Origin of the sequence: Novosphingobium indicum (assembly GCF_014645195.1) — a bacterium.
Classification (GTDB): domain Bacteria; phylum Pseudomonadota; class Alphaproteobacteria; order Sphingomonadales; family Sphingomonadaceae; genus Novosphingobium; species Novosphingobium indicum.
This window is the reverse complement of the sequence record NZ_BMLK01000021.1, coordinates 22,268-43,370: the sequence shown is the minus strand read 5'-3', so window position 1 is coordinate 43,370 and position 21,103 is coordinate 22,268. Positions and strand designations below refer to the sequence as shown.

16 protein-coding genes are annotated in these 21,103 nt (G+C 63.5%); 6 read left to right on the top strand and 10 right to left on the bottom strand.

The annotated features are described in order from the left end of the window. Window positions 1–472 precede the first annotated feature (472 nt). Window positions 473–3,394, top strand: coding sequence for an Rne/Rng family ribonuclease (locus IEX64_RS18705; protein ID WP_188822082.1), 2,922 nt, complete (start codon window positions 473–475; stop codon window positions 3,392–3,394). A gap of 146 nt (window positions 3,395–3,540) precedes the next feature. Here the strand turns inward: IEX64_RS18705 and IEX64_RS18700 are convergent, their stop codons facing one another. The 7 genes from IEX64_RS18700 to IEX64_RS18670 form a co-directional block, all read right to left on the bottom strand. Next, window positions 3,541–4,173, bottom strand: a complete 633-nt coding sequence (locus tag IEX64_RS18700) for a class I SAM-dependent methyltransferase (protein WP_188822081.1) — start codon at window positions 4,171–4,173, stop codon at window positions 3,541–3,543. Between the two features lie 13 nt (window positions 4,174–4,186). Continuing rightward, window positions 4,187–6,343 (bottom strand): molybdopterin-containing oxidoreductase family protein, encoded by a 2,157-nt coding sequence (locus IEX64_RS18695; RefSeq protein ID WP_188822080.1) that lies wholly within the window; start codon window positions 6,341–6,343, stop codon window positions 4,187–4,189. Window positions 6,344–6,431: 88 nt separating this feature from the next. Next, window positions 6,432–7,148, bottom strand: coding sequence for an SDR family NAD(P)-dependent oxidoreductase (locus IEX64_RS18690; RefSeq protein ID WP_188822078.1), 717 nt, complete (start codon window positions 7,146–7,148; stop codon window positions 6,432–6,434). After that, the gene (locus IEX64_RS18685) at window positions 7,145–7,795 is read right to left on the bottom strand and encodes a glutathione S-transferase family protein (RefSeq protein ID WP_188822076.1); all 651 of its coding nucleotides are present in this window, start codon (window positions 7,793–7,795) and stop codon (window positions 7,145–7,147) included. The genes IEX64_RS18690 and IEX64_RS18685 overlap by 4 nt, the downstream gene beginning before the upstream one ends. Further along, the gene (locus tag IEX64_RS18680) at window positions 7,792–8,253 is read right to left on the bottom strand and encodes a cupin domain-containing protein (protein ID WP_188822074.1); all 462 of its coding nucleotides are present in this window, start codon (window positions 8,251–8,253) and stop codon (window positions 7,792–7,794) included. The genes IEX64_RS18685 and IEX64_RS18680 overlap by 4 nt, the downstream gene beginning before the upstream one ends. Continuing rightward, window positions 8,250–9,002, bottom strand: a complete 753-nt coding sequence (locus IEX64_RS18675) for an SDR family NAD(P)-dependent oxidoreductase (protein WP_188822072.1) — start codon at window positions 9,000–9,002, stop codon at window positions 8,250–8,252. The genes IEX64_RS18680 and IEX64_RS18675 overlap by 4 nt, the downstream gene beginning before the upstream one ends. After that, window positions 8,999–9,385, bottom strand: a complete 387-nt coding sequence (locus IEX64_RS18670) for a cupin domain-containing protein (RefSeq protein WP_188822070.1) — start codon at window positions 9,383–9,385, stop codon at window positions 8,999–9,001. Before IEX64_RS18670 ends, IEX64_RS18675 begins: the two co-directional genes overlap by 4 nt. A 132-nt stretch (window positions 9,386–9,517) precedes the next feature. Between IEX64_RS18670 and IEX64_RS18665 the strand changes: the two genes are divergently transcribed. From IEX64_RS18665 to zapE, 5 genes are all read left to right on the top strand, one after another. Beyond that, on the top strand, window positions 9,518–11,029 hold the full coding sequence (locus tag IEX64_RS18665; protein ID WP_229710567.1) for a DHA2 family efflux MFS transporter permease subunit: 1,512 nt from the start codon (window positions 9,518–9,520) through the stop codon (window positions 11,027–11,029). Window positions 11,030–11,290: 261 nt separating this feature from the next. Beyond that, a complete protein-coding gene (locus IEX64_RS18660; protein ID WP_188822068.1) occupies window positions 11,291–12,052 on the top strand; it encodes a YkgJ family cysteine cluster protein in 762 nt (253 codons plus the stop codon). 307 nt (window positions 12,053–12,359) lie between these two features. Next, entirely contained in the window at window positions 12,360–13,142 is a 783-nt protein-coding gene (locus IEX64_RS18655; RefSeq protein ID WP_188822066.1) for a succinate dehydrogenase iron-sulfur subunit, read from the top strand. 23 nt (window positions 13,143–13,165) lie between these two features. Continuing rightward, window positions 13,166–13,624, top strand: coding sequence for a PaaI family thioesterase (locus tag IEX64_RS18650; RefSeq protein WP_188822064.1), 459 nt, complete (start codon window positions 13,166–13,168; stop codon window positions 13,622–13,624). Further along, complete coding sequence (gene zapE / locus IEX64_RS18645) at window positions 13,621–14,736, top strand: cell division protein ZapE (protein WP_188822062.1); 1,116 nt, start codon at window positions 13,621–13,623, stop codon at window positions 14,734–14,736. The genes IEX64_RS18650 and zapE overlap by 4 nt, the downstream gene beginning before the upstream one ends. Before the next feature lie 378 nt (window positions 14,737–15,114). Here the strand turns inward: zapE and IEX64_RS18640 are convergent, their stop codons facing one another. From IEX64_RS18640 to xrtA, 3 genes are all read right to left on the bottom strand, one after another. After that, window positions 15,115–17,418 carry an EAL domain-containing protein gene (locus IEX64_RS18640; protein WP_188822060.1) on the bottom strand — a complete coding sequence of 768 codons (2,304 nt, stop codon included), beginning with the start codon at window positions 17,416–17,418 and terminating at the stop codon, window positions 15,115–15,117. A gap of 229 nt (window positions 17,419–17,647) precedes the next feature. Further along, the gene (locus IEX64_RS18635) at window positions 17,648–19,543 is read right to left on the bottom strand and encodes an XrtA/PEP-CTERM system amidotransferase (protein WP_188822059.1); all 1,896 of its coding nucleotides are present in this window, start codon (window positions 19,541–19,543) and stop codon (window positions 17,648–17,650) included. Window positions 19,544–19,554: 11 nt separating this feature from the next. Further along, complete coding sequence (gene xrtA / locus IEX64_RS18630; protein ID WP_188822057.1) at window positions 19,555–21,096, bottom strand: exosortase A; 1,542 nt, start codon at window positions 21,094–21,096, stop codon at window positions 19,555–19,557. Window positions 21,097–21,103: the final 7 nt, after the last annotated feature.

Here is a 21,103-nt window from a genome sequence, read left to right as displayed (position 1 = left end):
CTTGAATGCTAGGCCAATTCGATCCGGGGCCCATGACACCTCCGGTCCTCGAAATCCGGCACAAGCATCACCAGATGACACCGGAACAGGACCGGTCAGGCAATCCCCGGACCGACTACACCGGAAAATCCGTTTCCGGGTCCGAACAGGTTGATGCGAGCCATGAGAAGCCAATTGCCGCTTTGCCAGCCGACGCCCGAAGGGGCGGTCGCGGCGTCGCCGCAATTTGTCGCGTGTCCGAATTCGCCACGCGTTCTTCCTCTCGCAGACACGAACACCGCCCTTTCGGCGGTCGACATCATTGCAACGCACGGGGCGCCGGATGGCCCCGTGTCCATATTTACCTCTGCCCGGCACACGAAAACCCCCGTCGCTTTCGACCGGGCATTCGTTCCTGCACCGGGCCTTTTCGAACAGAATCGCGCCACCCAGGCTGATCCGGCCGGGATGAGGCGCGCATGGAGATCACATAATGGCAACGCGCATGCTCATCGATGCGCGCCACCCGGAAGAAACACGGGTGGCGGTACTCAAGGGAAATCGCATTGAAGAGTTCGATTTCGAGTCCACTGAACGCAAGCAGATAAAAGGCAACATCTACCTGGCGAAGGTGACACGCGTCGAACCTTCGCTTCAGGCGGCTTTCGTCGATTTCGGCGGCAACCGGCACGGCTTTCTCGCCTTCAGCGAAATTCACCCCGATTACTACCAGATCCCGAAGGAAGACCGCGAAGCACTCCTCGCCGAGGAAGAGGCCCTGCGCGACAGCGAGAACGACGCGGACGATGACGACGAGGATACCGACAACGACGAAAACGAAGACTACGAAGATGGCGGCCTGACCGAAGTCGACACATCGGAAAAGGAAGACGTCGCCACGATCGAGGACGGCAACGTCGAGAACGGCTTCTCCGAAGGCGACGACGGCGAGGATGAATCGTCCGACGCCGAGAACGACGAGAGCAACAACCGCGGGCGCCGCGGGCGTGGCCGCCGTCAGGGCGGGCGCAACTCGGGCCGTTCCAAGGAAGCCGACGACATGCGCGCCAAGCGCATGGCGCTGCGTCGTCGCTACAAGATCCAGGACGTCATCCACCGCCGTCAGGTGCTGCTGGTGCAGGTCGTCAAGGAAGAGCGCGGCAACAAGGGCGCGGCGCTGACCACGTACCTCAGCCTCGCCGGCCGTTACTGCGTGCTCATGCCGAACTCGAGCCATGGCGGCGGCATCAGCCGCAAGATCAGCTCGGCCAGCGACCGCAAGCGCCTCAAGTCGATCATCGCCGAAATGCAGCTGCCCCGCTCGATGGGCTGCATCGTGCGCACCGCCGGCCTCCAGCGCACCAAGACCGAGATCAAGCGCGACTTCGACTACCTCGCCCGCCTCTGGGACGAGCTGCGCGAAAAGACGCTGCACTCGGCCGCGCCCGCACTGATCCATTCGGACAGCGACCTGATCAAGCGCGCCATCCGCGACATCTACAACCGCGATATCGAGGAAGTCGTGGTCGAGGGCGAGGAAGGCTACCGCGCCGCCAAGGACTTCATGAAGCTGCTCATGCCCAGCCATGCGCGCAAGGTGAAGCCCTACTCGGACCCCGTTCCCCTGTTCCAGCGCTACGGCGCCGAGGACCAGCTCACCGCGATGTACGACCCTGTCGTGCAGCTGCGCAGCGGCGGGTACATCGTCATCAACCCGACCGAGGCGCTGGTCTCGATCGACATCAACTCGGGCCGCTCCACCAAGGAGCACGGCATCGAGCAGACGGCGGTCGCCACCAACATCGAGGCCGCGCACGAAATCGCCCGCCAGCTGCGCCTGCGCGACATGGCGGGTCTCGTCGTCATCGACTTCATCGACATGGAGTACGGCTCCAACGTCCGCAAGGTCGAGAAGGCGATGAAGGACGCGCTCAAGAACGACCGTGCGCGCATCCAGGTTGGCCGTATTTCCAGCTTCGGCCTGATGGAAATGAGCCGCCAGCGCCTGCGTACCGGCGTGCTCGAAGCGACCACGCGCGCCTGCCCGCACTGCGACGGCACCGGCCTGGTGCGCACCGCCAGCTCGGCAGGTCTTTCGGCACTGCGTCTGGTCGAGGACGAAGCCGCCAAGGGCAAGGGTGTCATCGTCACGCTCTTCGCATCGACCGAAGCGGCGGTGTACCTGCTCAACGCCAAGCGTGCGGACCTTGCCGACATCGAGGCACACTACGGCGTTTCGGTCGAAGTGATCCCCGAAGGCGAGAACGAAGGCGCGAAGATGCGCGTCGTGTCCTCTGGCCCGCGCAACGACTTCGTGCCGCGTTTCGAGCCGATCTCAGCCGATGTCGAAGATGAGGACATTCCCGAAGAGGACGACGAGTTCGAACAGGAAGAAGCCCGTTCGGACGACGAAGGCGACGGCTCGGGCCGCCGCAAGCGCCGCAAGCGCCGCCGGGGCCGTGGCAGCCGCAACCGCTCCGATGAGCAGGGTTCGGACGAAGCCTCCGACAGCGAAGGCGATGAAGCCGAAGGCGACGAAGCTGAAAGCGAACAGCCCGAAATCGCCGAGGGCGAAGAAGGCGAAGCGCCGCGCAAGCGCCGCCGTCGCGGTGGTCGCCGTCGCCGGGGTCGTCGCAATGGCGAAAACGGTGAGAACGGTGAGAACGGTGAGAACACCGCCGAGAACGGCGACACCGTAAGCGAAGACGGTGAATCCGAAGCCGGCGAAACACCCGAACCGGTCGCGCAGGAAGCCGCTCTCGAAGCTGCCCCTGCCGTCGAAGCGGAAGCCGAAGCACCTGCAGAGCAAGCGCCCGCCAAGCCGAAGCGCACCCGCCGCAAGAAGGCGCCTGCCGCCAAAGCGGAAACCGGCGAAGCCGAAGCAGGCGAGGCAGCAACCGGCGAAGCCACTGCGGAGGAAGCGCCGGCCAAGCCCAAGCGCACCCGCCGCAAGAAGGCCGAACCGGCTGCCGACGCTGAGGCTCCCAAGGCGGATGCCGAAGCCGAGGCGCCTGCAGAGGAAGCCCCCGCCAAGCCGAAACGCACCCGCCGCAAGAAGGTCGAACCTGCTGCAGACGCCGAAGCAACCGGCGAAGGCACTGCCGAGGCGGCCCCGGCCAAGCCCAAGCGCACCCGCCGCAAGAAGGCCGAGCCTGCTGCCGAGACCACGGAAGCCCCTGCGGAAATGCCGGCTCCCACTCCGGAAGCTGCCACGCCTGAACCGGCTGCCGAGGCTCCGGCCGCGGCCAGCGAAGCCCCGGCCGCGGATCCCGCGCCCGCTCCGGAAGCCGCCAACGACGCAAACGGCTCCGGCCAGAGCGAAAGTCAAGGCGAAGGTGCGGGCGAGACCGAAGGCGACAGCGACAGCCAGGAAGCGCCCCGCCGCGGCTGGTGGCAGCGCACCTTCGGCAATTGATGCCGGCTGAATAAAGAAAAGGCCTCCCGTCGCTGACGGGGGGCCTTTTTCCATGGGCGCGGGCGCCCGCCCATTGCGGCAATTAAGTATCTGAAAGAGCGGCCGAACGTTTGGGATTAGACATCCCAACCAATCTCGTCATCCTCCTACCCCGCCTTCACCGCCCTGCCCCATTCCATCCAGCCCGCAAAGCGCGGCCCCACGCCCATGTAGCGGGCGCCCGCCGGTTCGGTGGCGAAGCCGGCGGCAGCAACCGCGGAGGTAATCGGGCGCGAGAGGTGGCAGTTGCCGAAGATCTTGCTCCACAGCGGATCGATGCGTTCCTGCCGCCGCGCCACTTTGGCATCGGGAGACCGGCCATGCTCGGCGAAAAGCAGCGTACCGCCGGGGCGCAGCACGCGGCGCAGTTCGGATAGCGAGCGGCCATGGTCGTGGACCGAGCACAGCGTGAAAGTGCACACGACGGTGTCGAAACTGTCGTCGGCGAAGGGGATGTCCTCGGCCACGCCCTGGCGGATGTCGGCGCTCCAGCCCTTTTCCCTGGCTGCGGCGCGGGCATAGTCGAGGCCCTTCCCCGAAGGATCGAGCCCGGCGAAGTGCTCTATGCGTGCCGGGTCGTAGAGCTGCTGGTTGATGCCGCCGCCGCATCCCAGTTCGAGCACCCGTCCGGAAGCGAGCGGCACCACATCCTTGCGGATCTCCATGATCGGCGCCTGCGCACAGCCGCAGCGGATGATGCGCGGCACGACGGTTTCATCCCACCAGCGTGCCAATCCCATCTCCGCCCTCCTCTCAGTTCTTCCCGTAAGGCTGCACGGTAACAGGAATTGCCGAAAACCGCGGCATGAAGTTTACCGGCTCCAGCACCCTGGTCAGCGAACAGAGCTGGCCGACATTGGCGCCTTCGTCGGCTTCGGGATCGTCGGTCGAAACCAGCGGGCCGAACATGTGCGTCATCGAGACGACACCGGGGCGCAGTCGGTCTTCCGCCTTCACTTGCGTACGCACCATGCCGTCTTCCGAGGCGATTTCCACGGCATCGCCCTCGCGCAGGCCATCACGCGCCATGTCGTCCGGGTTCATATAGGCAAAGTTGACCGGATAGCGCCGTTTCGTTTCGCGCGAATGGCGATAGGCGCCGTTGATGGCGTGGAGAATGCGGCGGCTTATCAGGCGATAGGGCCGCGCGTCCTCCTCCTGCTCGTCGCGGATCACGGCCATTTCGCCTGCGACATCGAGCGGCATCAATTCGAGCTTCCCGCCCTCCGCCGGGGCCGACTGCACGAAATGCTCCGGCATGTCGGGCCGTACGCCTTCGGGATGGGCGAGCAATTCGTCGAAAGGCACGGCGCTACCCGCTGCGAGGAAGCGGCACAGCTCTTCCGGATCGGGCTTTTGGGGGCCAGAGAGGTCCAGCCCTTCGGGAATGTCGGCGAAGTTGAGGCCATAGGACCAGAACTTGAAGGTCAGCGGCACGCCCATGCGCTGTCCAAGCGCCCAGAAGAACTCCCAGTCGTGCATGCAGCCTTCGGGCTTTTCGACCACGGGCCGGGTATATTGCGCGAAGGGCGAGGGATAGAGCGCATCGCCGGGAACCGAGATTTCATGCCGCTCGAACGGCTGGCTGGTGGCGATGACATGGTCGGCCAGCTTTGCGGTCTCGTTCATCCGGCAATCGAGCGAGACCAGCAGATCGAGATGCTCGAACGCCGGTTTGGCCACCGCCGGATCGCCCACTGCCATCAATGGATCGCCGCCCAGGACGATCAGCGCGCGGATGCGGTCGGGATGATCGGCCATGATCTCCGCGGGCAGCAGCACGGACGGCATTTCGCCCAGAAGCTGGCCGGTATCCTCGCTCACGCACTTGGGCTCGCGCTCGAAACTGCGCGAGGGGGATACGGCCATTTCATAGACCGGCTTGGTGCGCAGGGTGCCGGGATTGCGCACCCGGTCGCCTTCGCGCCGGTAGCCACCACAAAGCGCGTTCACCACCTCGATCATGTGGTCGTTGGCGTTCGAATGGGTTGAAAATGACGGACCGGTACCGCTGCCCGCCGTCACCCGGCGCGCCTCGCCCAGCCACTTCGCGGCCAGTTCGATCTGCTCGACCGGCACGTCGGCGCGCGTGGCCGCCATTTCGGGCGTGAACGGCGCGACGGCGGCGCGCAGATCCTCCAGCCCTTTGCACCACTTTTCCACGAAAGCGCGGTCGTAGGTGCCGTCGCGCAGCAGGATATGGGCGATGGCGGCGAAGATCGCGGCATCGTGACCGGGCAGAGGCTGGATCAGCAGGTCGGCAAAACGCGCAGTCTCGGTCCGGCGCGGATCGACGAGAATGACCTTGCAGCCATTGGCGCGCGCCGCCTCGAAAGCGCGCGCGGGAGCACCGCTCTCGGCCACGGCATAAGGCGCACCCTGGTGCGTGACCAGCGGATTGCCCCCGGCCAGCAGCGCCACATCGCAATCGCGCAGCGCGTTCTTGGCGCTGGCCATCGTGCCCAGCCGCGCCAGTGTGACCCACTTGGCCGACTGGTCGATGGTCATCGTCGAGAAGAAATTGGGCGTGCCGAGCGCCGCCACGAAAGCGCGCTCCATCAGCCCGCCGAGCACACAGCGATAGGCTCCGGTGCCGTGATAGACCGCCACGCTGCGCGGGCCATGCTCGGCCACCAGCGCCTTGAGTTTTTCACCAATGACATCGAGCGCGGCGTCGTTGGCAATAGGCGCGAACGTACCGTCCGGCTGGCGCGCGAGGCTGTGCATCAGCCGGCCTTCCGCGCCACTATGAAAGTCGACTGCCGCGAGGCCCTTGGGACAGAGATAGGCGCCGTAGGGCGATACGCTGCCGTCGGGCCGGGCGCGGACCATGCGGCCCTCGTCCATCTCGATTTCCATGGCGCACAAGGCGCTGCAGTTGCGGCAAAAGGTCTTTACGCTGTCTCCCATCCGCGCAGCCTAGGCCACGGGGGGCCGGGCGCAAAGGGCGCAGGCAGGATGCGGTCACGCAGGCAAATGCCTTGCCCGCGCCGGGCAATCAGAACGGGATCGGCTGCCCGTCCCAGGCGAAGAAACCGCCGCTTTCCGCCGGGGTCAGGCCCTCGAGGACCGCAAGCAGGTTTTGCGCGGCCTGCGCGGGCGCGGTCAGCTGGCCTTCGGCAAGATTGTTCTGGAACGGCTCGGACAGCGGCGTGTCCACCGTGCCCGGATGCAGCGCCACGATCACGCTTTCACGGTGCGTGCGGCCCATTTCGATGGCGAAGTTGCGCACCAGCATGTTGAGCGCGGCTTTCGAGGCCCGGTAACTGTGCCAGCCGCCGAGGCGGTTGTCCGAGATCGACCCGACGCGCGCGGAAATCGCCGCGAAGACACTGCGCCCCTCGCGCGGCAGCAGCGGCAGGAGATGGCGCGCGACCATGGCCGGGGCGATGGTGTTGATCGCGAAAAGCTGCGCCATGCGCCTGGCATCGAGCTTCTTGAACGTCCGTTCCGGCCCTGCCCCGTCGGCGAATTCCAGTGCGCCGGTGGCGACGATCACGAAATCGGGCGCGTCCTGCTCCGCCATGGTTGCGACGGCTTGGGCGAGGCTGTCCTCATCGGAAACGTCGCAGGTAAGCGGGACAACGCGATCGCTGGCGGCAGGTGGCGTGCGGCTCGCGGCATAGACGCACGATACGTCCTCGCGCGCCGCCAGCGCCTCGACCAGTGCGCCGCCGATACCGCCGCTGGCGCCGAAAATGCAGGCGCGGGTCACGAGGTCTGGCTCTGATAGGCGGCGATCACATCCGCGCCGACATCCAGCGCGCGTTGCACCGCGGGCCGTTCGGCAATGCGCGCGTGCCAGGCGGCGATGGCCGGGTGCACGCCCAGTCCGCCGCCGTTATCGGGGTACTTCTCGATCCACGGCCACACGCACATGTCGGCGATGGAATAGTCTCCGCACAGATAGTCACGGTCCTCCAGCGCCTGTTCGAGCACGGCGAAGAGGCGTTCGGTCTCCTTGCGGAAGCGGTGGACCGGCAGCGAGGTCTCGGCGGGCTCGCGGTCGGGATGCTGCGCGGCGCGGGTAAACCAGTTGAGCTGGCCGGACATCGGGCCCAGCCCTGCCATCTGCCAGAACAGCCAGGAATCGATCTGAGTGCGCAGGCTCTCTTCAGCCGGATAGAACTGCCCGGTCTTGCGGCCCAGGTACTGCAGGATCGCCGCGCTTTCGAATACGCGCACATCGCCGTCGACGAGCGCCGGGATCTTCCCATTCGGATTGACCGCGCGGAAAGCCTCGGCATCCTGCTCGCCCTTCAGGATGTCGACGATTTCAACTTCGTAGGGCAGCCCCATTTCCTCCAGTGCGATCGCGACCTTGTGGCCATTGAGCGTCGGGAAATAAAGCAGCCGGATCATGCCTTGTTCCCGATCTCGCGGAAACGCAGTTCCTGATGCGTGCGCGCTTCCAGACCGATGTCGGGGAAGGTCGAGACGTCCCAGGCATCGCGCCCGCCGATGTCGTAGTAGACCGCCGGTTCATCGGACCGGTTCTGCAGGTGGTGGGCATTTTCCACCCCGGCCTTGAACCCCACGCAGTCGCCCGCGCGCAAGGTCTCCTCACCATCATCGGTGACGAGCACGAGTTCGCCCGAGATCATCACCACCAGTTCGTCGTTGGTGCGGTGCCAGTGGCGCTGGGTGGACCAGGCGCCGGGCGGCAGCTCCACCCTATTCACCCCGAACTGCGCAAGCTTCCACTGACGCGTGAGCATCCAGGTCTTGCGGCCCTTCACCTTCTCGTCGTGCGGCGGCGGGTAGGAGCTGCGGCCGATGATGGCCTTGTCCGGGGAGATGTCGCCCTTGTGTACGGTCATACGCCGGCGGCCATGCCGCCGGTCACGCGAAGCGTCTCGCCAGTGACGAAGCGCGCCTTTTTCGAGGCGAGGTAGAGCAGTGCTTCGACGATGTCCTCTTCGAGCCCGTCACCGGCGATCAGCTGCATCGCCTGCACCCGCGCCTTGGTCGCTTCGGGCAGTTCCTTGCGGATCGTGTCGGTGAGCATCAGCCCGGGCGAGATCGCGTTCACGCGGATGCCGTCCACGCCCAGCTCGCGCGCAAAGGTGATGGTCAGGCCCGCAACGGCCAGCTTGCTGTCGCCATAGGCCGAACCGCCCATGTGCGCCGCGCTGGAGGAGATATTGACGATAGAGGCCCCTGCCCGGCCCTTCATGTGCGGATGCGCGGCGAGCGTACAGCAGACAACCCCGAGCACGTTCACTTCGAACAGGCGGCGCACCTTGGCGAGGCCCATCTTGAGGATCGGCTGCCCGTATTCGTCCGAATGCAGACCGGCGTTGTTCACCAGCAGGTCGATACCGCCGTGGGTCTTCGCCGCCTGCGCCATGACTTCGGCCATGCGCGCCTCGTCGGTGACGTCGCCGCCCATCCCTTCGGCCGAACCGCCCGATGCGCATATTTCCGCCGCGGCGGCTTCGGCTTCACCGGCATCGATATCGACCAGCACGACATGCGCGCCCTCGCCCGCCAGCGCCGTGCCGAACGCCTTGCCAAATCCCCTGCCGCCACCGGTCACGACCGCGGTGCGTCCCTGCCATTCGCTCACTGTACCATCTTCCTTTCGCTGTCCTTGCCCTTGGGTATCGTCATCGCCCGGGCCGCTTCCTGAAACACGATGAGCACCGTGCAGCCCTGCGGCCCGACGACGATGGGACCATATCCCGTCCCGGCGGTGACCAGACGCACATCGCCCTTGCTGAAAGTCACTTTGCCGACCGTCTGCTCGCCCTCGATCACGTATTCAAAGTAATTTGTATCGTGCGTATGCGCGCCGACGACTTCTCCCGGCTCGAAGCGCGAGAGGATCACCATCGGCGAAGCGCCTTTGCCTTCCTCCAGGAGAAAACGCGCATAGCGGATGCCGGAGGATTCGCCCTCCTGCCAGGCCATGTCTTCCGCAAAGATGTCGCGATGCCCGCGCGTAGCCATGGCTCTTCTCCCGTTCTTCCTGTTTCGGCCAAGGTCTCACCGCCCCTGCCCGCCGACAAGGCCTTTACCGTCAAATCGCATCGCCCACGCGGTTCCATTATGGTGACTTGCGCAGGCCCCCGATTGTCCCGAATGTCCCGCGCAATGCATGCCTATCCCCCGGAAGGCCGTCGCAAGCTGATCACGCTGTTCACGCTTGCAGCGGCCTTCATGACCCAGCTGGACGCAACGATCGCCAATGTTGCCCTGCCGCACATGCAGGCCAGCACGTCTGCCTCGCGCGAACAGATCACCTGGGTGCTTACCAGCTACATCATCATGGCCGCCATCTTCACCCCGCTCTCGGGCTGGCTGGCAAGCCGGTTCGGCCGCAAGCGGCTGTTCGTCTCGTCGGTGATCGGATTCACCGTGGCTTCGATGCTGTGCGGCATGGCGGCGAACTTCGAACAGCTCGTGTTCTTCCGCATGCTCCAGGGCATGATGGGCGCGGCGCTCTTGCCGATGAGCCAGGCGATCCTGCTCGATATCAACCCGCCCGAAAAGCACGGCTCCGCCATGGCGACATGGGGGCTAGGCGTGATCCTCGGCCCGATCTGCGGCCCGATCCTGGGCGGCTGGCTGATCGAGGCGTTCAACTGGCGCTGGATCTTCTTCATCAACCTGCCCTTCGGCGTGCTCGCGGTCATGGGTCTGCTGGCCTTCCTGCCCGCCTTCGAGGATGAAAACGCCGTCGAGCTCGACTTCACCGGCTTCGCGCTGCTGGCCGTGGCCATCGGCTCGTTCCAGCTCATGCTCGACCGCGGGCAGATGCTCGACTGGTTCGAATCGCGCGAGATCTGGGTCGAGGCGGTACTGGCCGCGACTTCGTTTTACCTGTTCCTTGTCCACACGCTCACTACCGACCGGCCCTTCGTGAACCTGTCGATCTTCCGCGACCGCAATTTCGCGGTCGGCTCGGTCTTCGGCTTTTTTCTCGGCGGCCTGATGTATTCGGTGATGGCCATGACGGCGCCGCTGCTGGCGGACCTGATGGGTTATCCCGCCATACTCGTCGGCATTGCCATGGCACCGCGCGGGATCGGCACGCTCATCATGATGCCGATCGTGGGCATTCTGGTGAACCGCGGCGATCCGCGGGTGCTGATCGTCATCGGCATGGTCATCAGCGGCATATCCACGGCAATGATGTCCGGTTTCTCGCTGCACATGGACGCGCGCCTCGTCGAAGTGGCGGGCTTCGTGCAGGGCATCGGCGCCGCCTTCCTTTTCGTGCCGGTAACGACGGTAGTCTTCGCGACGATCCCCGCCCACTTGCGCAATCAGGGCACGGCGATGAACTCGCTGATCCGCGCGCTCGGTGGGTCGGTGTGGATCTCCGTCATGCAGTCGATGACGATCCGCAACGAGGCCTCGGTCCACGCCCGCCTCGCCGAGGGCGTGCGTCCCGACAATCCCGCGCTGGTCTGGCGCTGGCCCGACTTCGACTTCGGTTCGCCCATCGAGATGCTGCGCGCCAGCGGCGAGATCGGGCGACAGGCGCTGATGGTGTCCTACACGGACTCGTTCTGGCTGCTCTACGTCTGCGCCTTCGCGCTGGCGCCGATGGTCGTGCTGCTGCGCTACCGCAAGCAGCAAAAGTCCTAGGCGGCGCGGGCATCTGCCAGACCCGGAAGCGGCCGACATGCCCGGTCAGTTCATTTGCCCGAACCGCCAGACTGCTCTGGCCACATTTACCGGGTTTTCCTTGCGTCGTGGCTATCCCGCCAAAACGCTGATCCCTAGGAATCGCACAACCGCGTACGCGCGCACGACCATGAGGCTGCGGACGCGCCGAACATCACGTCTTGACCGCACCGCAGGAGCCGACGCAGGGCAGAGCGACATCGGCAACGTTCGGGGAACACCATGACCATTCATTTCGACTGCACGCAGTGCGGCAAATGCTGCCACAACCTGCGGCTGACCCTGAGCGTGGACGAAGCCATCACGTGGGCGGGGCGCGGCCATGCCGTGCAGATCCTGGCCGAAGCGCTGCCGTGGCCGGCCGATCCCGAACCGGAAACGCCCCAGTCCGTCTATGACAAGGCGCGCTCCTTTCCGGGAACCAGCGGCGATATTCCGGTGCGTATTGCCATCGCGCTGGTCGCCTATCACGATGGCCCCTGCCCCCACCTGCAACCGGACATGCGCTGCGGGAACTACGAGGCCCGGCCGCGCATCTGCCGCATCTACCCGCTCGAACGCCGGCCGCTTACTGCATGGACGCCGCAGGACCGCCTCTGCCCGCCCGAGGCGTGGGACGACGACCTGCCCGTGCTGGTCCGCGATGGCGAGATCGCCGATCCGGAGGCCGTCAGCATCATCGAAGCCCACCGCCGCGTCGCGCTGGAAGACGTGCCCGATCTCGCTGCCGCTTGCGAGGCCCTGGGCGTTGATAAGGCAGCCTTCGCCAACGAAGGTCTCGCGGTGCACGCTCCCGACCCGCTGTTGCTCGCCGAGACCCTGCAGTCGGTGCGCGACAGTGCCCGGTGCCCGACAGCCGCCCGAAGCTGGACGATCCTTACCAATCGCGGGCAGACGCTGTCGCTCCTGCAGCAGGCGGGATGTCTGGCGGAACTGGTAACGCAGGGACCGGATTATCTCGGCTCGTTCGCCGACGAAGCGTGAGTTTGGCGCAGCGCCGCGGCGATTCTCGCCGTTTTTCAGGGAGAAATGGACCTTTCCTACCGGCCCCGATTTCCGCCAAACTGCGTGCAAAGCCCTTTCCGAGCCCTGCCAAATCTCATGGCGCGAGCATAAATAAACATGTTTTTCAATGCATTAACCGAAATTCCCTCATGGCCAACGTGGACAAAGATTGGGAAATTAGCGTCAAAGCCTGCGACTTTGGCCTCTTGCCCCGCGCGGCTGAATCGCTAGAGGAGACCTGTAGTCGCGGTTGATGCCGCAGTTGCGAAATCACGGGGATTCTTTCATGGCGCAGTTCACCCTCCCGGCCAACAGCAAGATCAAGAAGAAGGGCAACGTCCACAAGGCCGAGGGCGCGACCAAGGTGAAGAAATTCACCGTCTATCGCTACGACCCGGACTCGGGCGAGAACCCGCGTTACGACACCTTCGAGATCGACCTCGACAATTGCGGCCCGATGGTCCTCGACGCGCTCATCAAGATGAAGAGCGAACAGGACCCGACGCTGACGTTCCGCCGCTCGTGCCGCGAAGGCATCTGCGGTTCGTGCGCGATGAACATGAACGGCGCCAATGGCCTCGCCTGCACTACCGCGATCGAGGACCTCAAGGGCGACATCCGCATCACGCCGCTGCCGCACATGGACGTCGTCAAGGACCTCGTTCCCGACTTCACGCACTTCTACGCGCAGTACGCCTCGATCCGCCCCTGGCTGCAGACCGTCTCGACCACGCCGTCGGGCAAGGAGCGCCTGCAGACCCCCGAACAGCGCGAAAAGCTGGATGGCCTCTACGAGTGCATTCTGTGCGCCTGCTGCTCCACCTCTTGCCCGAGCTACTGGTGGAACTCCGACAAGTTCCTCGGCCCGGCAATCCTGCTTCAGGCCTACCGCTGGCTGGCCGACAGCCGCGACGAGATGACCGGTGAGCGCCTCGACGAGTTGGAAGATCCCTTCCGCCTCTATCGCTGCCACACGATCATGAACTGCGCCAACGTGTGCCCCAAGGGCCTTTCGCCCGCACGCGCGATCGCCGAAATCAAGAAGATGCAGGCCGAGCGCCAGGTCTAAGGGCGCAACGGCAAGGCCTTCGGATGAAGCCGACCGGCGAATTCATCCACGTGCCCGATCCGGAAAATCCGGGTTGGCATACGTGGCGCGTGAACGACGATGCACGCTTCAACACGCACGCGCTCGGCCGGATGATCATCCGGCCCGAGGGCGAAAGCGGCGCCCGGTTGCGCCTGCTCGACGTGGAAACCCGGCACAGCAACTTGCACAGCAACGTCCACGGCGGCGTGACGCTCGCGCTGATCGATGTCGCCATGTTCGCTGCGATCTACACCGTCCTGGGCGCCGATGCTGCCGGTTCGGTGACGCTGGACCTGCACAACCAGTTCGTCGGTTCGGGCAAGATTGGTGAACCGCTCGATGTCGTTTCTGAAGTGGTGAAGGAAACCCGCCGCCTGGTCTTCCTGCGCGGTACCGTCGAACAAGGCGATCATCTGGTGGCCAATTTCATCGGCACCCTGCGCAAGCCGAGCGTACGATGACAGCGATGCTCGAACGCTACGAGGCGCTGGTGGCAACCGGCGAGCTACGGTCCGATCCCGAGCAGGAGGCAGCAGCCGAGCGGCTCAACCGCCTGCAACGCGAACTCTACAAGACCGCCTCCTCCAAAGGGTTGATCGGCAAGCTGCTGGGCAAGAAGGCGGAGCCTCCGCGCGGCATCTACATGTGGGGCGGGGTCGGGCGCGGCAAGTCGATGCTGATGGACCTGTTCATCCAGACGCTCGACATTCCGGAAAAGCGCCGCGTACACTTCCATGCCTTCATGCTCGAAGTCCACGCCCTGCTCCGCGACGAGCGCAAGAGCGAGTCGGGCGATCCGATACCGCCGGTAGCCGCCGCCATTGCCCGTAACGTGCGCTGCCTGGCGTTCGACGAGATGGTCGTCAACAACTCGGCCGATGCCATGATCATGAGCCGGCTGTTCACGCACCTGATCGTAAATGAAGGCGTGACGATCGTCACCACATCGAACCGCGCGCCGTCCGAGCTCTACAAGGACGGCCTCAACCGCGAACACTTCCTGCCGTTCATCGACCTGATAAACAGCGAGCTCGACGTCTTCACGCTGAACGGTCCCACCGATTATCGTCTGCAACGGCTGGGCGGAATGGCGACCTGGCATATGCCTCTGGGCGAAGCAGCGACCGAACAGGCGCGCGAAGCCTTCTACCGCCTGACCGACTATCCACCCGAAGATGCCGAACACGTCCCCTCAGCGGAAATCGACGTCGGCGGCGGGCGCATGCTTCACGTGCCCAAAAGCCTAAAGGGCGTCGGGGTCTTCAGCTTCAAACGCCTGTGCGGTGAAGCGCGCGGCGCATCGGATTACCTCGCAATTGCGCGCGCCTACCATACCGTGCTTGTCATGGGCATTCCCAAGATGGGGCCGGACCGGCGCAACGAGGCAGCCCGCTTCGTGACGCTGATCGACGCGCTGTATGAAGACAAGGTCAAGCTCATCGCTGCCGCCGACGCAGCACCGGAAGACCTCTATCAGGCAGGAACCGGCCGGTTCGAATTCGAACGCACAGTCAGCCGCCTGAACGAAATGCAGAGCGCTGAATACCTTGCCCTGGGGCACGGCGAAGGCTGATTGGTTAACGATTCCCGAATCGGGACCTTGACCCTGATGCTTCGCCCGGAAGCCAACTGGCAAGAAGATCAGGCGCCCACCCTCCTGCATTTCAAATAAAAACAAGGCGCCTGTCCGCTTCTGGAAAGACGCCATATGCCCCAAATAAATGAAGCGCTTTTCAAAAGAAAACCTCTTCCGAAAAGCGCTTCAAATTTATCGCGGTTAACTGCAATCAGATTGCAGATTCACCTTGAAGTAGTGTCGGCTCAGACGCCGGCAGTACCCCAGTGACCGCCCCAGAAATCCTTACGCATAGTATATTCCCCATGTGAACAGCCGCATTCAGTGCGACTGAAAACATGGATAACAATAGCTTAACGGACCATCAAGGAATTTTTAACCAATCTTAAGAACCTTTGGTTCAGCAATCTGCTCGACCAAATCCCGGAATGGGACAGGCCGGCTGAGATAATAGCCCTGGATCACATCGCACTGCATGTCGTTGAGCATCTGCAATGCGGCTGCTGTCTCCACGCCCTCCGCGACGACGGTGCGATCCAGAGAGTGCGCCATTTCGATGATCGACTGCACGAGGAGCAAATCGTCCTTGCTCGATTCCATCGACTGCACGAAGACCTTGTCGATCTTCACTTCGCTGGCGGGCAGATAACGCAGGTATTCGATCGTCGCGTTGCCCGTGCCGAAGTCGTCGATGGATAGCCGCAAGCCAGATTTGACCAGCCTCTGCAGCATCTGGAATGTCCGCGAACTGCGATCGAGGCGATCCGTCTCGGTGATCTCGAGGATAAGACGCTCTGACGGAAGGCCATGTTCGGCCAGAATATCGCCGATCATGCCGGGCAGGCCCGGATTGCGAAGCAGTTGGGCGGATATGTTGACGGAGATCGTCAGGTCGTGCCCCAGCCGGTCCAGCTCGACGGCGGACTTGACCGCTTCGTTGACCACAAAACGCGTAATGCGTTCGATGCGGTGAAATTCCTCGGCAATGCGGATGAACTTTTCCGGGCTGATCGGGCCACGCTCCGGATGGGTCCAGCGAACAAGTGCTTCCGCACCGCAGATCTCGTTCTTCCTGACATCGAGCTTGGGCTGATAAGCCACCCAGACCTCGCCATTGTCGATGGCACGGTCCAACGATGTCAGCAGCGAGATTTCCCACTGAGCCTCGTGCCTGCGACTGTCGTGCTGGTAGACGAGCTCATCGTTGCGGACGGCCTCCTCGGCCGACTGCATGGCGCTGGCGATACGCCCTGACAAGGGACGATCGAACTCTGAATCCACACCACAGTTGAACGAAAGGTCGATATCCAGACCGCCCACCTGAATGCCGTTCTGGACGATGCGATGCAGACCCTCGAGGTTTTCGAACAGATCGAACGTGCTGCGGATATTCGAGAGCCACACGAACATGCCGCCTTCGTGATAGACGGCAACATCGTCGTCGCTGATACGGATGCGCCGGACGATTTCCTTGGCGAGCTGCGCTTCTACATGCTCGGCAAAACTTCCGATGATACCGCCGTAGTTGCGGATCTTGAGGGCGACCAGAATATGCGGGGTCAGTTCGTCGGAATTGCGCAGGGCCTGCACGCTGGGCAGCCCCGAGCCCGCATTGGTTTCGCCTGCTTCCTCGACGCGATCCAGATTGCGGACGCGGACCACGGCGACGAGAGCGACTGCCAGAGCCGGCACGACCTCGACATGTATCCGGACAAAATCGAGCAGGAAAGGCGCCGCTCCGAGAACTACGACCAGACCAGTTAGACGATAGACATCCAGCACGCGTCCTCTGCGCAGGCCGGAAGTCACAACCGCAAGGATCAGCATGAAGGGCAGCAGCCATCCATATTCTTTGGGCACACCGTGCTTGAGAGTCTCGGCACCGATAGCGTGAAAGAAACCGCCCGGTGCATCTACTCTCTGGCCGGGGATGGAGTGGATGTCGTTGAACGTTACGGCTGTGGGGATAACTAGCACCGTCTTGCCGCGAACGATGGCGGGGTCGAAATCGCCACGCATCACATCGACATAGCTCAGCTTCTTGAACGTGCCGACCTGAACCGAAAAATCAGGCGAATAGGCCTGGCTCGTGTCTCCATCAACTTCTGCAATCTTCGCCGACAACGACGGGATTTTCCCAATCGGACTATCCGAAGCCAGCGGAAGGCGGACATTCAGATTAAACGGTCTGTAATAGATGAGGAGTGAAACGACGCCCGCGTATTCTCGGTATTCCTTTAGCGGCAGCTTCCCGGCGTAGTTGCCGGGCCTGCTGTTGGCCGAAGGCACTGCGCCAAGGAACACTTTGCCGGGATTGTCCTTCAGAACACTGATGAACTCGTCGTCATCTTTCTTGGTACTGTGATTTGCGAAAGACCTGTCGAAAAACACACGCTGGGCACCTGCATCGAAGAGATGATCCAAAGCTCGTGCGTCGGTTCCACGATCGACATCGATCGCGCCTAGCTCATCGAGAGTCTTCGTGTCCTGCTGGACAATAACCACATCGCCATCGGACTCTTTTTCAACCAATGACCAGCGCACGCCGCGAAGCATGTCCTCCGCAGGCTGGGCGATGCCCGTGACGCCGAAGAACAATCCGGTCAGGGCTGCCCAGAACACGATCCGGACGCGCGGCTGCTTCCAGAACTTTTTGAGGTTGGTCCAAGCGTCAGTCACGATGGCAGCGCCCTATGCAGGTCGCCAAAGGGCGTCTGTTCCAGATGTGCACCATCGCTGCCGGAAAAACCCGGCATCTGAGAGCGATAATGGCGACCTACATCGTTCATAGACGTCCCATACTGACGTTCAGATTTCGGGCGTACGGCAAATGTCCTAATAATCGGTATAGTTAATATGGAGCATCCTTCCGGTGCCCCTGCCCGTCAGGCACCGAAATCGGCCTGCTTCAGCCGATACCGTTCTCCGCGAACGCCTTGTCCAGCATCAGAAGCTGCCAGAGCGTTCGGGAGTTATCGGCCCTTCCGGCCACGTGATCTTCGACCAGCGTGGAGAGGCGGCGGGTGTCGAACCACCCGGTACGCGCGAGCGTCGCGCTATTCGCGATATCACGGGCTGTTTGCGCCAGCGGACCGCGAAACCATTGCGCAATCGGGGTCACGAAGCCCTGCTTGGGGCGATAGAGGATATCGTCCGGCAGATAGCGGCCCATTGTGTGCTTCATCAGCCACTTTCCCTGCCCGCGGCGCACGCGCATCGATTCCGGCAGGCTGGCGGCGAATTCGATCAGGCGGTGATCGAGCAAGGGTTCGCGCGCTTCGAGGCTGACAGCCATGCTGGTGCGGTCGACCTTGGTCAGAATGTCGCCGGGTAGCCAGACCTTGAGATCGGCATACTGCGCGCGATCCAATCCGGACCTAGCCGGTGCCGATCGCATCAGATCCTGCAGCGGCTGTTCGGCCCGGTAATCGCCGCGCAGCCGCCGAAAAGCATCCGAGTAGAGCAGGTCGCGGGATTCCGGCGAGGCACAGGCGAGCGCTCGTGCGTAGCCTTCGGCACTGTCGCCGGCCAAAGACAGAAGCGTCGTTTTCGCCCGCAAAGGCCGCGGTGCCCAGTCCGCCTTTGGATAGTAGGCGCCCAGTGTACCGAACAGCGGGCCACGCAAGGCCTGCGGCAAAAGGCGCCGCACGCGATCCTCGCCATGCTGGAACACATGCCGGCGATACCCCGCAAGAGCCTCATCCGCCCCGTCGCCGGACAAGGCGACGGTCACCGATTCCCGGGCCAATTGGCACACCCGCCAGGTCGGCAGGGCCGAGGCATCGGCGAAAGGCTCGTCGAACATGCCGGCCAGCACATCGATCGCGTCGAAATCGTCCGGCGAGACAAGCCGCGATGCATGATCTGTCTGGTACTGCCGCGCTACCTTCGCCGCGTAGTCGCTTTCATCGAGCGCAGCGACATCGAAGCCGATCGAGCAAGTCCGCACCGGCTGCCCGCTCGCCTCGGCCATGAGCGCCACAACACTGGAGCTGTCGACGCCGCCCGAGAGGAAAGCACCCAGCGGGACATCGGAAACCATGCGCGATGCTACTGCCTGCCGCAGGAGATGCAGCAGTTCCGCCTCCAGATCGGCTTCCTTGCCCTTGCGGCGCTCGGCGAAGGATACGTCCCACCACTGGTTAGGCTTTGGCAATGGCGCACCGTGGCGCAGCAGCAGCGAGTGCCCTGCCGGCAGTTTCGTCACGCCCTTGAGGAATGCACGATGGTCGGGAACATAGCCCCAGGTCAGGAAGTCCTCGACCGCCAGCGGATCGACTTCGCGCCGCAACAGCGGGTGCGCCAACAGGGCCTTGAGTTCAGACCCGAAAGCCAGACTGCCATCGCTCAATGGAGCGAGATAGAGCGGCTTCACCCCCAGCCTGTCCCGCGCGAGGAAGAGCGTGCGCGCATCGAGATCGTAGATGGCAAAAGCGAACATGCCGTGCAGGCGGGTGACACAATCGGGGCCCCAGCGCTGCCATGCGGCCAGGATGACCTCGCTATCGCCATCGGTCCGGAAGGTCGCCCCCGCGCTCTTCAGTTCCTGACGGAGTTCCTGAAAATTGTAGATCTCGCCATTGAAGACCAGCATCGCCCGACCGTCGCTGGCTGCCATCGGCTGAGGGGAACCGGCAAGGTCGATGATAGAGAGGCGGCGGTGCCCCAGCCCGACGCCGGGGGCTGTCCAGATCCCGTGACCGTCAGGCCCGCGATGCGCGATGGCGTCGCACATCGCCTCGACCCTTGCGGGATCGACCGGCTTGGGCGTTTCGAGATGAAAGATACCGGCGATACCGCACATGCGAAGGGCCTCTATCTCACGTGCGTCATGCGGTCCATCCACGGTCCCAACGGACCGGTGGACTTGCGGAACGCGCGAATGGCCTCTGCCGCCTGACCTTTAGGGCTATCCTCCGCGGAGAGGATCACAGTCACCGTCGGCCGAACGCGAAAAAGCAGATGGTTGGCGATTACCGCCAGCTTGAGGCGGGCATTGCTGCCCGAGAGCAGGTCACCGTTCCGATACCACGTGACCGCCAGACGCTCGACATTCCCGTTGGCCAGGAAGCGTTCGCTCTTGCCGCTATCGAAAGCCGGTCCGGGCGACTGCCAAGACCATGCACTCTCGGGCATGAGAGCACCCTGCCCGAAGCCTCCGGCTTCGCGACCTTCCCCCTGACTGGAGTAGACCGCGACGAAAACATCGACCTGCCGGCCTGCGGCATCTTCGTAGCGTCCCAGCAGGCGATGCTCCGCACCTTCGGCGTGCGGTTCCCACCACACCGTTGGCGTGTAGTCCACTCGTTTCCATCCCGGAACCTGAGGCAGATCGATCTGTTCGGGCACAGGCGCGGTGAGCCTGTCTGCACTGAAAGCCCATGCCTGAGCGGCGATCACGAGCGCTGCGAGGCCAAGCAGAACGTTACGATGCGATTTCGAGGAGACCTCTATCCGCTCGAGCACGGCCGCAGTGCGAATAGCTTCGGCATCGAGCACTGGCTCGTTCAGAGGGCGGTCGAAAAAGTGCCAGGCCCCGAGGATGACAAAGGCCAGAACTACCGCGAAGAAGACCCAGCCATAGACGATGTGATCGAACCCGGCGGCCACTTCCACGCCTACGATCTGCGCGGCATAGATCGTCCCCCAGGCGCGAATGCCATTGGCGACGATCGGCACCACCAGGCAAGCCGCTATCATGCCGAAACGCCGCTTCCAGCTCACGAAACAGACATTGGAGGCAAGCACACCGAACGCAGTCATCGCGATGAGGAACTTTACGCCGGAACAGGCTTCCGCAACTTCGAAAAGGCCGGCAGGCGTATCGATGAACACGCCATCTATGACCGCAGGAATTCCGCTGAGATGGGTCAGCGCGATGGTGATTTCAGCCGTCACCGTCTGCAGGACTTTCACCAGTTCCTCACCAACAGGAACGAGGAAAGCCATGTAGCAAAGCGGGAAGATCAGCCCGGCACTGACGCGCACGCCCAGCAGCACCGGCACAGCTGCGGCCAGCATGGCAACAGCGCCTGCCTGTCGCGCCAGATCCAGCCCCGATATGGCGCCGAGCACCCAGATAAAGGCCGCTCCCGCAAACAGGAACAGGCCCGGCCACCATGCCTGCGGCTCCAGCTTTTCCAGTTCGGGCCAGCGTTGCCACACCAGCCACATCAGGATGACTGGGATCAGGACAATGTGGTTGTAGGTGGAAATATCCCACCACTGCCGCGCCATCGCAGCCCAGTCGGATGCAAAAACGACCAACAGCACGACCCAGGCCGCAGTAAGTCGCAGCAGGGCTCCTTGCCAGGCAGGCGAGAGGCGGCGGCTTGCGGAAAAGAAGGTGTCAGCCATGGCGCGC

Coding starts and splice junctions, on each gene's coding strand:
- IEX64_RS18665 (WP_229710567.1), top strand. CDS start 9,518: ATGTCCCGCGCAATGCATGCCTATCCCCCGGAAGGCCGTCGCAAGCTG.
- IEX64_RS18695 (WP_188822080.1), bottom strand. CDS start 6,343: ATGGGAGACAGCGTAAAGACCTTTTGCCGCAACTGCAGCGCCTTGTGC.
- IEX64_RS18705 (WP_188822082.1), top strand. CDS start 473: ATGGCAACGCGCATGCTCATCGATGCGCGCCACCCGGAAGAAACACGG.
- IEX64_RS18680 (WP_188822074.1), bottom strand. CDS start 8,253: ATGACCGTACACAAGGGCGACATCTCCCCGGACAAGGCCATCATCGGC.
- IEX64_RS18670 (WP_188822070.1), bottom strand. CDS start 9,385: ATGGCTACGCGCGGGCATCGCGACATCTTTGCGGAAGACATGGCCTGG.
- xrtA (WP_188822057.1), bottom strand. CDS start 21,096: ATGGCTGACACCTTCTTTTCCGCAAGCCGCCGCCTCTCGCCTGCCTGG.
- IEX64_RS18650 (WP_188822064.1), top strand. CDS start 13,166: ATGAAGCCGACCGGCGAATTCATCCACGTGCCCGATCCGGAAAATCCG.
- IEX64_RS18635 (WP_188822059.1), bottom strand. CDS start 19,543: ATGTGCGGTATCGCCGGTATCTTTCATCTCGAAACGCCCAAGCCGGTC.
- IEX64_RS18700 (WP_188822081.1), bottom strand. CDS start 4,173: ATGGGATTGGCACGCTGGTGGGATGAAACCGTCGTGCCGCGCATCATC.
- IEX64_RS18655 (WP_188822066.1), top strand. CDS start 12,360: ATGGCGCAGTTCACCCTCCCGGCCAACAGCAAGATCAAGAAGAAGGGC.
- IEX64_RS18660 (WP_188822068.1), top strand. CDS start 11,291: ATGACCATTCATTTCGACTGCACGCAGTGCGGCAAATGCTGCCACAAC.
- zapE (WP_188822062.1), top strand. CDS start 13,621: ATGACAGCGATGCTCGAACGCTACGAGGCGCTGGTGGCAACCGGCGAG.
- IEX64_RS18685 (WP_188822076.1), bottom strand. CDS start 7,795: ATGATCCGGCTGCTTTATTTCCCGACGCTCAATGGCCACAAGGTCGCG.